This is a genomic window from Marinibaculum pumilum (assembly GCF_042646425.1).
GTDB classification, from domain to species: domain Bacteria; phylum Pseudomonadota; class Alphaproteobacteria; order Ferrovibrionales; family Ferrovibrionaceae; genus Marinibaculum; species Marinibaculum pumilum.
In genome coordinates, this window is sequence record NZ_JBHRTR010000027.1 from 158,828 (window position 1) to 170,583 (window position 11,756).

General features: G+C 68.8%; 10 protein-coding genes. 7 read left to right on the top strand and 3 right to left on the bottom strand.

Annotated features, from left to right (window positions below; all coding sequences use genetic code 11):
* Positions 1-8 precede the first annotated feature (8 nt).
* Positions 9-1,133, top strand: a complete 1,125-nt coding sequence (locus tag ACFOGJ_RS12690; protein WP_379900887.1) for a sensor histidine kinase — start codon at positions 9-11, stop codon at positions 1,131-1,133.
* 65 nt (positions 1,134-1,198) lie between these two features.
* Positions 1,199-2,665: a sensor histidine kinase gene (locus ACFOGJ_RS12695; RefSeq protein ID WP_379900889.1), complete on the top strand. Its 1,467-nt coding sequence runs from the start codon at positions 1,199-1,201 to the stop codon at positions 2,663-2,665.
* 34 nt (positions 2,666-2,699) lie between these two features.
* Here the strand turns inward: ACFOGJ_RS12695 and ACFOGJ_RS12700 are convergent, their stop codons facing one another.
* The 3 genes from ACFOGJ_RS12700 to ACFOGJ_RS12710 form a co-directional block, all read right to left on the bottom strand.
* Positions 2,700-3,398, bottom strand: a complete 699-nt coding sequence (locus ACFOGJ_RS12700) for a TIGR00266 family protein (RefSeq protein ID WP_379900891.1) — start codon at positions 3,396-3,398, stop codon at positions 2,700-2,702.
* Between the two features lie 94 nt (positions 3,399-3,492).
* Positions 3,493-4,335, bottom strand: a complete 843-nt coding sequence (locus tag ACFOGJ_RS12705; RefSeq protein WP_379900893.1) for an ABC transporter permease — start codon at positions 4,333-4,335, stop codon at positions 3,493-3,495.
* Positions 4,332-5,327 carry an ATP-binding cassette domain-containing protein gene (locus tag ACFOGJ_RS12710; protein ID WP_379900895.1) on the bottom strand — a complete coding sequence of 332 codons (996 nt, stop codon included), beginning with the start codon at positions 5,325-5,327 and terminating at the stop codon, positions 4,332-4,334. The genes ACFOGJ_RS12705 and ACFOGJ_RS12710 overlap by 4 nt, the downstream gene beginning before the upstream one ends.
* A 265-nt stretch (positions 5,328-5,592) precedes the next feature.
* Between ACFOGJ_RS12710 and ACFOGJ_RS12715 the strand changes: the two genes are divergently transcribed.
* The 5 genes from ACFOGJ_RS12715 (at position 5,593) to ACFOGJ_RS12735 (ending at position 11,543) form a co-directional block, all read left to right on the top strand.
* A complete protein-coding gene (locus ACFOGJ_RS12715; RefSeq protein WP_379900898.1) occupies positions 5,593-6,996 on the top strand; it encodes a hypothetical protein in 1,404 nt (467 codons plus the stop codon).
* Positions 6,971-8,014 carry a methylenetetrahydrofolate reductase gene (locus ACFOGJ_RS12720; RefSeq protein WP_379900901.1) on the top strand — a complete coding sequence of 348 codons (1,044 nt, stop codon included), beginning with the start codon at positions 6,971-6,973 and terminating at the stop codon, positions 8,012-8,014. The genes ACFOGJ_RS12715 and ACFOGJ_RS12720 overlap by 26 nt, the downstream gene beginning before the upstream one ends.
* Before the next feature lie 256 nt (positions 8,015-8,270).
* A complete protein-coding gene (gene dctP / locus ACFOGJ_RS12725) occupies positions 8,271-9,443 on the top strand; it encodes a TRAP transporter substrate-binding protein DctP (RefSeq protein ID WP_379900904.1) in 1,173 nt (390 codons plus the stop codon).
* A gap of 188 nt (positions 9,444-9,631) precedes the next feature.
* Positions 9,632-10,213 carry a TRAP transporter small permease gene (locus ACFOGJ_RS12730; RefSeq protein ID WP_379900906.1) on the top strand — a complete coding sequence of 194 codons (582 nt, stop codon included), beginning with the start codon at positions 9,632-9,634 and terminating at the stop codon, positions 10,211-10,213.
* Between the two features lie 13 nt (positions 10,214-10,226).
* Positions 10,227-11,543 (top strand): TRAP transporter large permease, encoded by a 1,317-nt coding sequence (locus ACFOGJ_RS12735; RefSeq protein ID WP_379900908.1) that lies wholly within the window; start codon positions 10,227-10,229, stop codon positions 11,541-11,543.
* Positions 11,544-11,756 lie beyond the last annotated feature (213 nt).

An 11,756-nucleotide genomic window follows, 5' to 3' on the forward strand; every position in this document is an offset into this window, starting at 1 on the left:
GAGACACCATGCGTCTCTATTCCGTGCTCAGCGCCGCACCGCGGCCGGCAAGCTATCTGGGCAAGATCCTGACCGTCAGCTTCATCGGCGTGCATATGCCGATGATCGTCGCGGTCCTCTACGTACTGCTGTCCGCGGACATGGCGCTGGCGGATTCGGTCAACATCCTGGTCGCCCTGCTGCTGGCCACCCTGGCCGCGCTCTACTGGCTGCTGGAACCGGTATCCGCCGCCGCACAGGCGCTGCGCGCCTATCTGGAGAACCGGACGATCCCCTCCCTGCCCACCCGCTACGACGACCGGGCCGGCGTACTGATGGCCAACGTGCAGGAGGTCGTCACCCGGCTCGACATCGCGCTGGACACCGCGGAGGCGCAGCGCGACGAGGCGATGCGGATCCACCGGGAAAAGTTCGCGCTGCTGGCCAGCATGAGCCACGACCTGCACACGCCGCTGAACCATGTCATCGGCTTTGCCGAACTGATCTCGGCGGAGGCGCTGGGTCCGGTGGGAACCACCCGCTATCGCAGCTATGCCAACGACATCCGCGACAGCGGCGGCGACCTGCTGACCAGCCTGCAGGACGTGCTCGACCTCAGCGCCGCGGAGGCCGGCCGCATGACCTTCGATGCGCAGCCGCACGGCCTTGGCGATGTTGTCCAGCGCACCACCAACCTGATGCACCACCAGGCGGAGGCCCAGGGCATCCGGCTGCTTGCCGTGCTGGGGCCGGCGGTCGACCTGATGGTGATCGCCGACGGCCGCAGCCTGAAGCAGATGCTGATGCAGTCGATCCAGGTGGCGATGGCCGCGGAGACGCAGACGTTCACGGTCCGCATCGACACGGATCGCGCCGCCGGCATGGCGAATGTCGTGGTGCAGGGCGACCGGTCCTGGAGTCCGCATGACGTCCCGCCGGAGATGACGACGGATGCCGGGCTGCGCCCGCAGGCCGGCCTGCCCGATGGCGACGGCTTCCCCTCCTCCAACCCGACCGCGCTCCGGCTGTCGCTGATCGCCTCCCTGGCGAAACTGACGCAGGTCCGGTTCCGGGTCGGCGGCGGCGCCTCGGGGCGGCAGATCGTGCTGCAATTCCCGCTGCTGCCTGCACAGAGCCAGCAGCAGGCGGCATGAAGGCTGCGACTGCGCGCCGCCGGCCACCCCTCCCGCAGCTGGCCCAACCACCGGCACAAGGTTCGATGTTCCCCTCCGTCCCAGCATCCGACGATCGCATCACCCCACTCACGGACCGGCTGGCCGACCTGCGCGCCCGCCTGATCGGCATGGTGCAGGTCCTTGCCGACCGGCTCGGATACCGCAGCCCGGCACAGCCCGGCTGGGTCCGCAACGAGATCGCGATCGAGACGCTGCTGCAGCTCAACCGGCACCAGCTGATCTCCGCCATCGCCGGGATCGTGAACCCGCTCCTCCTGGCCTCCGCGATCTGGTCGCCGGACAGCGCCCTTTTCCTCTCGCTCTGGGCGGTGGCCGGCATGGGGATCGCGCTGTTCCAACTGCGCGGCTGGCAGCGCAACCGGCACAAGGCCAGACCGCAGCGACCGCCGCGGCAACTGACCGCGAAGGTCTGTTTCTACGCCTTTGCCGGCAGCCTGTACTGGGCGGTTCTGCCGGCCGTGATCATGCCCACGGTCAGCGATTTCGGGGCCTTGCTGCTTGTCGTGGTGGTCTGCGGCATGGGGGTCGGCGGCGCCGTCACCCTGGCCCTGGTGCCGGCCGCTGCGGCTTTGTTCATGGCCGTCACCTTCATCCCCACCTTCGCCGCGATCTTCCTCCGCTATCCGGAAGCGACCGTCGAACTGGCGGTTCTGGTGGTCAACTTCTTCCTGTTCCTGTCCCTGACAGTCGCTCGCGTGCATCGCAACTTCATGGGCAATTCCGCCCGCGCGATCGAGAACAAACACCTGGCGATGCAGGCCCAGGCGGCCGACCGTGCCAAGAGCCAGTTCATCGCCAATATGAGCCACGAGCTGCGCACCCCGCTCAACGCCATCAACGGCTATTCCGAGGCGATGGCGCTGCAGCTGTTCGGCGCGATCGGTTCACGGCGCTACCAGGAATATGCGGAGAACGTCCTGCAGAGCGGCCAGCACCTGCTGGCCATCATCAACGACATGATCGACATCTCCCGCATCGAGGCCGACCAGTACGAGATCGCGCGCGGCGAGGTCGCTGCCGACGACCTGGTGGCACGCGCGGTCACCCTGGTCGCCCACCAGGCGCGGGGCGCCGGGGTGGAGATCCAGGCCCAGCCGCTCGACACCGTGCTCAATGTGGATCGCACCGCCACCACCCAGGTGCTGGTCAACCTGCTGTCCAACGCCGTGAAATTCAGCCGGCCCGCCGGGCGGGTCGAGGTCCGGGGCCGGCGCCATCCCGACGGGTCCTTCGTCCTGACGGTCGAGGACCAGGGTGTCGGGATGGACGCAGGCCAGGTCGCGGTGGCCCTGACCCGGTTCGGCAAGGTCCAGAACGCCATGGTGTCCAACCCCGGCGGCCTGGGCCTGGGACTGCCGCTCAGCCAGGACCTGATGGCCCTGCACGGCGGCAGCCTGGAGATCCGCTCCAGGCCAGGGGCCGGCACCCTGGTGCGGGCCCGCTTCCCGGCCGGCACCGCGGAGCCGCAGGTGCCGTTCGGCGCCTATTGAGGAACGCGGCCGCCCGGCCGCCCCCGCCCCCGCCTCAGCTCTTCTTGGGCATGTGATGGGCGATGCTGTCGACCAGGCGGGAGAAGGGCAGGCCCTGCAGATAGACCCGGCCGGGCCCGGTCAGATGCGCCAGGAAAAGGCCGTCGCCGCCGAAGATGGCGTTGGTGATGCCCTTCATCATGGTGACGTCGAAATCGACGCTGCCCTCGAAGCCCAGCAGGCAGCCGGCATCGACCAGCAGCACCTCGCCCTGCGCCAGGTCGCGCTCGACCACCGCGCCGCCGCCATGGACGAAGGCCATGCCGTCGCCGTGCAGCCGCTGCAGCACGAAGCCCTCGCCGCCGAACAGGCCGGCACCGAAGCGCCTGGTGAAGGCCACGTCGATCTCGATCCCCGCCGCGGCGCAGAGGAAGCCGTCGCGCTGCACCAGCAGCTCGCCGCCATGGCGGGTCAGGTCGATCGGCAGGATCTGGCCGATATGCGGCTTGGCGAAGGCGACATGCGCCTTTCCGGGCCGGTTGGAGACGAAGGTGGTGATGAAGAAGCCCGCACCGGAGATCGCGCGCTTGAAGCCGGCGAAAATGCCGCCGCCGGTGCCGGTCTCCATCTCGATCCCGGCTTCCATGTAGACCAGTGCGCCGGCCTCCGCCCGGACGCCCTCGCCCTGGTCCAGCTCGATCTCCACCATCTGCAGTTCGCTGCCGATGATCCTGTAGTCGATGACGTCCGCCACGGCCTTTCTCCAGTCCTGTCAGCAATCGGGTCGATGATCGCGAGCCGCCCGATACGGGTCAGTCGCCGCCCGGCTTTGCACGCCGCGTGCCGGATCAGCGTTCCCGCCGGTAGAGCCGCATGACCAGGGGTGCGCCCACGACGGTCAGGGCCAGCGGGGCGATCAGGGCCAGGGCGATTTCCAGAGGCGCTGTCCCATCCTGCAACACCGTCCGCAGGGCGGTCACCAGCAGGGTCACGGGGTTGACCGCCACGATGGCCGACAGCCAGGGCGGCATGGTGTCGGCATGCACGTAGATGTTCGAGGCGAAGGTCACCGGCATCACCAGCAGCCAGCTCATGTTCATCAGGGTGGCCGGCGTGCGGATCACCAGCGCCATGGCGATGAAGATCCAGCCCAGGCCGAAAGCGAACAGGTTGAGCAGCAGGACCGACAGCAGAAGGCCGGACAGGCCGCCCTCCGCCCGGAAGCCCATGACGAAGCCGATCGCGAAGACGATCACCGCCGCAATCGTGTAGCGCAGCGTGTCGCCCAGCATCGCGCCGACGATCGGTGCCGGTGCCCAGAGCGGCATGGAGCGGAAGCGGTCGTAGACCCCTTTCGAAAGGTCGGTGTTCAGGTTCACGCCGGTATGGATCGTGGTGAACACCATGGTCTGCACCAGGATCCCCGGCAGCAGGAACTGCAGATAGGCCGCCGGCGAACCCGCCAGCGCGCCGCCGAACAGGTAGGTGAAGATCACCACGAACATCACCGGCGTCACCAGGATGTCGAACAGCTGTTCCGGTTCGCGCCGCAGCCGCAGCAGGGTGCGCAGGGCGAAGGTGCCAACCTGCGCCGTCGCGCCCGCCGGCACAGGACTCGGCTGCGCGACGATCCGCTCCAGCGCCTGCCTGGCCTTCTGGCGGGGGTGGAGGCCGTGCCGCGGCGCGTTCACCGCGCGCCGCCCGGCTGCGTGCCGGATCCCTGCGACCCGTCCGCCACGGCGCCATGCCCGGTGAGCGCAAGGAACACCTCGTCCAGGCTGGGCTGCCCCAGCGCATAGCTGTCGACCGCGATGCCGGCCGGCCCCAGCGCCGCCAGGGCCGGGGCGACCGCGTCGCGGTCGCCGACCTGAACCGAAAGGGCATGCGGGTCGTCCAGGGGGTGGACCTTGCCGCCCAGCCGCGTGTCCAGGATGGCGGCGGCCGCATCCCGCCGCGACGCATCGGCCAGCCGCAGGTGCAGCACGCTGGTGCCGGTGGAGGCCTTCAGTTCGCCGCTGGTGCCTTCCGCGATGACATGGCCGCGGTCGATCACCGCGATCCGGTCGGCCAGCCGGTCGGCCTCCTCCAGGTACTGCGTGGTCAGCAGCACCGTGGTGCCCGCGGCCGCCAGCTCCCGCACGATGTCCCAGACCTGGGCGCGGCTGGCGGGATCGAGGCCGGTGGTCGGCTCGTCCAGGAACAGCAGGTCCGGCACGACGATCAGGCTGGCGGCGATGTCCAGCCGCCGGCGCATGCCGCCGGAATAGGTGCGCACCTCGCGGCCGCCCGCCGCCTCCAGGTCGAAGGCCTGCAGCAGGGCCGCGGCACGGGACCGGGCGGCGCGGCCGTCAAAGCCCAGGAGCCGCGCCAGCAGCACCAGGTTCTCGCGGCCGCTCAGGGTCTCGTCGACGGAGGCGAACTGGCCGGTCAGCGCGATCCGCCGCCGCACCTCCTGCGGCGCCCGGACGACATCATGGCCCAGAACCGTCACCTGCCCGGCATCCGGCCGCAGCAGGGTGGCGAGCAGCCGCACCGTGGTGGTCTTGCCGGCCCCGTTCGGCCCCAGCAGGCCATAGATGCTGCCGGCGCGGACGGACAGGTCCAGCCCGTCCACCGCGACGGTGGATCCGAACCGCTTCGCCAGGCCATGGACCTCTATGGCGAGGACTTGGCTTTGTTCCATCTGCGCCCTGACATCTGCGCCCTGTCCCGGGTCTGCCTCTCCGGCCACGCGGACGCGGGCCGCGCCCCCGATATCCCATGCCCGACGCCAATGGAAGGGGTCCGCGCAGTGGGACGAAGACGCGCATCAAGGTGGGAAGCACGCGCTGGCGGCCGTCCGCCGATCGCGCCTGGCGAAAATATGGGCTGTGTCCCACTTTCTGGCCCAACCCGGATCTTGGGATTTGTCGTTGACGGATCGGCGATCCGGGGCTGCAATTTCCGCCATGGAGGACGTCCACAAGCTCATAGGCGAGATCGAGGGCTATTGCCGCCAGCACGGCCTGGCGGAATCGACCTTCGGCCGCATCGCCGTCAACGACGGAAAGTTCGTCGGACGGCTGCGGGCCGGCCGCAGCGTCACCACGCGCACCGTGTCGCGGGTACGGGCCTTCATGGGGACGGCCGCCACGGAAGCGGAGACGGTCGCACGGCCGGCGAACGGCGGCGCCAACGGCCATGCCGCCGGGCTGCCCGCCGTGGCGGCGGCGCAGCCGGAGCCGGAGGGCCGTGCCTTCCGCTTCTACGACAACCGCCAGAAATACCTGATGTTCGTGAACACCTGCTCGGAGAAATGGGTGATCTCCGAACGGGTCGGCATGGAGCTGGCGCAGATCCGCCCCAGCCCGCCGGCATTGCGGATGTTCGACGCCGGCGTCGGCGACGGCACGGTGATGAGCCGGGTGCTGCGCGACATGCACCGGCGGCATCCGACGGTGCCGTTCCTGGTGGTCGGCAAGGAGATCAGCCTGGAGGATGTGCGCCTGGCACTGGAGAAGGTGCCGGACCGGCTGTTCGAGCATCCGCCGACGGTGCTGGCGATCACCAACCTGTACTACAGCGAGGCGCCCTGGCTGATGCCGCGCAGCCTGTCGGCCGCCGCCGCGCTGAACTGGCATGCGGTGCCGCTGCGCGGCAATACCGCGCACGACTTCGACGAGCAGATCAAGGGCCTGCTACCGCTGCTGACCGACGGCTGGCAGGTGCGCCCGTCTGAGAAGACCGGCAATCCGCTCTATGTCCGGCCCTCGGTCCTGGTGCTCTACCGGGAGGACCAGCATTTCATCGTCGACCCGATCATCCCCCGGCCGGGCCGGGTGGACGGGCAGTACGACCTGATCCTGGCCTCGCAGCCCTACCGGGCGCGGATGAGCGCCGAGTTCAAGGTGACCAAGGTGCTGGGCCCGCTGGCCCAGGCGCTGGCGCCCGGCGGGCGGATGCTGGGGATCCACAGCCACGGCCAGGACCCGGGGCTGGAAATCATCCAGGGGATCTGGCCGGGCCGCACCCTGGAGCAGACCAGCCGCCACGTCCTGATGAAGGAACTGAAGAGCCATCTGGGGCGGGCCGGCCACGACCTGCGGTTCAACACCTATTCCGACCGGCGGGCGCTGTTCCGCTACGACATGCATACCCTGCCGACCGAGATCGATGCCGGCACGAGCATCGGCACCTCCACCCTCTTCGCCGCCTGGAACGCTGCGATCTACGTCTACCAGATCGAGGACGACCTGATCACCGAGGCGATCGGCGAAGGCAATTATCTGGATGCGACCCGCGAGGTGCTGCAGCGGCATCGCGGCCTCTGGTTCATGGATGAAAGCTATGTCGTTTCACGCAAGCGAAGCTGAGACCCTGCCCGAAGCCCGCGACGATGCCGTCGCGCCGCACCGCCACGGCGGCCTGGACTGCCACTGCCGCACCCTGCCGGTGCAGAGCGGCCTGGTCCGCGCCCTGCTGTCGGGGGAATTCGCGGTCACCGCGGAACTGGTGCCGCCGGCCAGCTGCAGCGTCGATGCGCTGCTGGACAAGGCGGCACCGCTGAGCGGCCGGGTCGATGCGGTCAACGTCACCGACGGCGCCGGCGCCCGCGCCCACATGTCCAGCCTGATTGCCGCGACCTTCCTGGCGCAGCACGGCCTGGAGCCGGTGCTGCAGATGACCTGCCGCGACCGCAACCGCCTGGCACTGCAAAGCGACCTGCTGGGCGCCGGTGCGGCCGGCATCGTCAACATGCTGGCGCTGGGGGGCGATTCTCCGGCGGCGGGCGACCAGCCGGAGGCCAAGCCGGTCTTCGACCTGGACACGCCGGCCCTGGTGGCGACGATGCAGCAGATGAGCGCCACCGGCACCATGCCCTCCGGCCGGCCGATCGCGACACCGCCGGACTTCTTCATCGGGGTGGCGGAAACGCCGGTCGACCCGGAGCCCGGCTGGCGGCCGGACCGGCTGCTGGCGAAGATCGACGCCGGCGCACAGTTCATGCAGACCCAGTTCTGCTACGATATCGGCATCCTGCGCCGCTATGCCGAGCGGCTGCATGACAGCGGCGTGACGGAGCGCTGCTTCTTCCTGGCCGGGACCGGCCCGATCGCCTCCGCCCGCTCCGCCCTCTGGATGCGCGAGCATCTCTGGGGAACGGTGATCCCCGACGCGGTGATCGAACGCCTGGCGGACGCTCCGGACCCGCGGCTGGAGGGACAGCGGATCTGCATCGAGCTGATCCAGCAGATGCAGGAGATCGACGGCATTGCCGGGGTCCATGTCATGGCCATCGGCCAGCAGGAGGCGATCCCGTCCATCCTGGCCGAGGCCGGCATCGGGCCTGCCTGTCGCGACAGCAGCGCCGCCGGGGGCCGGTCCCACTGACTGGAGCCGGCACAGGCCCGATGGGCTGCGTCGTTGCGGGTGCGATTTACTTGACAGAGTGATCCATCGCCATCAAGGCTGTCGGTCATCCGGGCCATGGCCGGGGTTCGCCGTCGGCCCATCCGGCCGCGTCGGCGGACGCACCGGTCACGCCCTGCCGGCAACGGCCAATGCCCACGCAAGAATGCGGCAGCAATCAAGAAGAGATCCGCACAAGGGCGCCGCACGGCGTCGTCGTTCAACGGGAGGAGAATCCATGGGAGTGCATGACTCCGTTCGCGCCAGCCGCCGGCTGGCGGCGGTGGCCGGCGCAGGCTTTCTGGGCCTGGCCCTCGCTGCGGCGCCGCTGGCCAGCGACGATGCGCAGGCGAAGGAGCTGATCTACGGCTCCTGGCTGCCGCAGGCCGAGTACACCAACGCCGTCGCCCTGCCGACGATCTTCGAGGAGATCAAGAAGGAGACGGACGGCGAGATCGAGTGGCGCCTGGTGCCGGGCGGCCAGCTGGCCAATCCGAAGACCACCTTCGACGCGGTGCAGAACGGCCTGATGGCCGCGGGCATCGGCATCCCGAGCTACGTGCCGAACCTGGTCCCGGCCAGCAACACGATCTACGGCACGGTGCAGTTCGGCACCAATCCGGTGGTGGCCGGCGCGGCGGCGACGGAGACCCTGACCCTCGACTGCCCGGAATGCCTGGCGGAATTCCGCAAGATCAACGCCGTGCCGCTGGCCGGCTGGACCGTCTCGCCCTACTACTTCGCCTGCCGCGAGCCCGTCGCCTCGATGGAGGAGCTGAAGGGCAAGCGGGTCCGCGCCACCGGCGTCGGCAATACCGAGCTGGTCGGCATGACCGGGGCGACCCCGGTCGCCGCCACCCTGGTGGAGGCGGTCAGCCTGCTGCAGCGCGGCGGCCTGGACTGCACCTTCGGCGTTGTCGAATGGCTGCGCACCTTCGGCTATGCGGATTTCGTCAAGAACCTGACCAACTATCCGCTGGGCATGACCGGCCCCGCCCTCGGCCTGCTGATCAACCGCGACGTCTGGGACGATTTCACGAAGGAAGAGAAGATCCTTCACCTGAAGAAGGCGGCCTGGTTCAGCGCGGCGCAGTCGATCGGCCAGTTCATCGACAACGAGAAGAAGGCGCTGGAATGGGCCCAGAAGGAAAAGGGCCTGAAGCTGATCGAGCCGACCGATGCGGGCGAGTTCAAGAAGCTGACCGAGGATTTCGACAAGATCCAGCGGCAGCGCAACATCGAGACGGCCAAGGGCTTCGGCGTGAAGGACCCGGCGGCGATCATCGACGCCTACAACAAGAACTACGCGAAGTGGGAGAAGCTCGCGCCTGAGATCGGCACCGACATCGACAAGATGGCGGAGATGGTCTGGCAGGAGATCTACTCCAAGGTCGATCCGGACTCCTTCTGAGGACGGCTCGATCGGGCAGCCTCTACGCCCGGGCCGGTCGCACAGAGCGGCCGCCCGGGCGGCCCGCCCCAGCCGCAGCCGTTCCGCCCGGACGGCTGCGGCCCACTGCTTCCGGTGGCCCGCCGCGGTCGCCGACATGCGTTCCGAGACGCGACCTGGCACGCGCCTGACCTCCGAGACCGACCGGCATGGCATCCGACAGCATCTCCGCCTCCGGACGGGACACACCGTCCGGCCTGGACACACCGGACGGCGGCCGTCCCGACGACGGGCATAATCGGCTGACCCGCTGGCTGAACCCGCCGATCCGGGTCAGCCTGTGGGTGGCGATCCTCGCCGGCACCCTGATGATGCTGAACGTCACGGTGGACGTGCTAGGCCGCACCCTGTTCAACCTGCCGCTGCCAGGCACCACGGAGTTCGTTTCCGCCTACTACATGGTCGCCGCCGCCTACCTGCCCTGGGCCTGGCTGGCGCTGAACGACGACCATATCAAGGTGGACCTGTTCACCCGCATGCTGTCGCCCCGGGGGCGGTTCCTGCAGGATCTGTTCGCCAAGCTGGCGACGATCCTCTACCTGGCGATCTTCACATGGCAGGCCTGGATCATGGCGATCCAGCAGACCGAGAAGGGCGAGGTCTGGGAGGCTGCGGGCTTCTATGTCGCGGTCTGGCCGACCCGCTGGCTGCTGCCCTTCGCCGGTGCGCTGATGCTGCTCTACCTCGTGCTGCGCCTGGTCGGCGACGCGCTGCGCGTCCGCCGGTCCTGAGGGAGGGCGGTCGATGGACACGATCACCGTCGCTGTCGTCAGCCTCGCCGTCCTGCTGGCGCTGCTGGCCGCCAAGGTGCCGATCGGCGTCGCGCTGGGGCTGGTCTCCTTCGGCGGCTTCTGGATCCTGCTGAACTTCGACGTCGCCCTGTCGACCGTCCGCACGATCCCCTACGAGTTCTCCGCCAACTGGGACCTGACCGCGATCCCGATGTTCCTGCTGATGGGCGCGATCGTGAACCAGTCCGGCATCTCGACCGCGCTGTTCCGCGCCGCCCGGCTCTGGCTGGGCGGCCTGCCCGGCGGCCTGGCGGTGGCGACCAACCTGGCCTGCGCCGGCTTCGGCGCCGCCTCCGGCTCCAGCGTCGCCGCCTCGGCCACCATGGCGCGCCTGGCGGTGCCGGAGATGCTGCGGCACGGCTATGACAAGGGCCTGGCCGCCGGCGTCGTCGCCTGCGGCGGCACCCTGGCGGCGCTGATCCCGCCCAGCATCCTGTTCGTCCTGTACGGGATCTTCGCCCAGGTCTCCATCGTCGACCTGCTGATCGCGGGAATCATCCCCGGCATCCTGACCGCCATCGTCTATACCGCGATGATCCTGATCCGCTGCCGCCTGAACCCGTCGCTTGCGCCGGAACAGGGCCGCGAGGAGTTCCGCAGCAACCGCCGAGAGCGCTGGACGGCCCTGGCGGAAGTCTGGCCGCTGATGGCGCTGATCCTGGCGGTCATCGGCGGGCTGTACGGCGGCATCGTTTCCCCGACGGAGGCCGGTGCCGGCGGCGCCTTCGTCGCCCTGATGATCGCGGTCCTGCAGGGCCGGATGAAGCTGCCCGACTTCCTGGCCAGCGTGAAGGACGCCATGGCGGCGACGGCGCAGATCTTCTTCGTCGGCATGGGTGCGGTGATGTATACCCGCTTCCTGGCCTTTTCCGGCGCCGGCAATTTCCTGACCGACACGATCGGCACCTGGGCCGTCGATCCGATCCTGCTGGTGCTGGCGCTGTCGATCGTCTACCTGATCCTGGGCATGTTCCTGGACCCGCTGGGGATCCTGCTGATCACCATCCCGGTCTTCCTGCCGATGTTCCAGGCACTGAACCTGGACCTGGTCTGGCTGGGCGTGATCATGGTCAAGTATATCGAGATCGGCCTGCTGACCCCGCCGGTGGGCTTCAACGTCTATGTCGTGAAAGGCGTGGTCGGCGACCGGATTCCGCTGGAAACCATCTTCAAGGGCTGCTTCTGGTTCCTGGCCTGCGAGGTTGTGATCATGGCGCTGATCATCGGCTTCCCGGAGATCTCGACCTTCCTGCCGCAGACGATGCGTTAGAGCGGTCCCCACTTGGGTAGAAGCGGTGACGTGACCACGACCGTCATCCCGGACTTGATCCGGGATCCATTCCGCCAGCTTTGCGGTTTCTGACCGCTGGCGGAATGGGGTTCACGGGCGAAGCCCGTGGACGGGTCAAGATCCTATGCAGGCGCGACGGGCGAGGCGTTACCGTATCGGTTTCCCACACCCAACAGCTGCATAGGAGGCACT

Coding starts and splice junctions, on each gene's coding strand:
- ACFOGJ_RS12730 (WP_379900906.1), top strand. CDS start 9,632: ATGGCATCCGACAGCATCTCCGCCTCCGGACGGGACACACCGTCCGGC.
- ACFOGJ_RS12690 (WP_379900887.1), top strand. CDS start 9: ATGCGTCTCTATTCCGTGCTCAGCGCCGCACCGCGGCCGGCAAGCTAT.
- ACFOGJ_RS12695 (WP_379900889.1), top strand. CDS start 1,199: ATGTTCCCCTCCGTCCCAGCATCCGACGATCGCATCACCCCACTCACG.
- ACFOGJ_RS12710 (WP_379900895.1), bottom strand. CDS start 5,327: ATGGAACAAAGCCAAGTCCTCGCCATAGAGGTCCATGGCCTGGCGAAG.
- ACFOGJ_RS12715 (WP_379900898.1), top strand. CDS start 5,593: ATGGAGGACGTCCACAAGCTCATAGGCGAGATCGAGGGCTATTGCCGC.
- dctP (WP_379900904.1), top strand. CDS start 8,271: ATGGGAGTGCATGACTCCGTTCGCGCCAGCCGCCGGCTGGCGGCGGTG.
- ACFOGJ_RS12735 (WP_379900908.1), top strand. CDS start 10,227: ATGGACACGATCACCGTCGCTGTCGTCAGCCTCGCCGTCCTGCTGGCG.
- ACFOGJ_RS12720 (WP_379900901.1), top strand. CDS start 6,971: ATGTCGTTTCACGCAAGCGAAGCTGAGACCCTGCCCGAAGCCCGCGAC.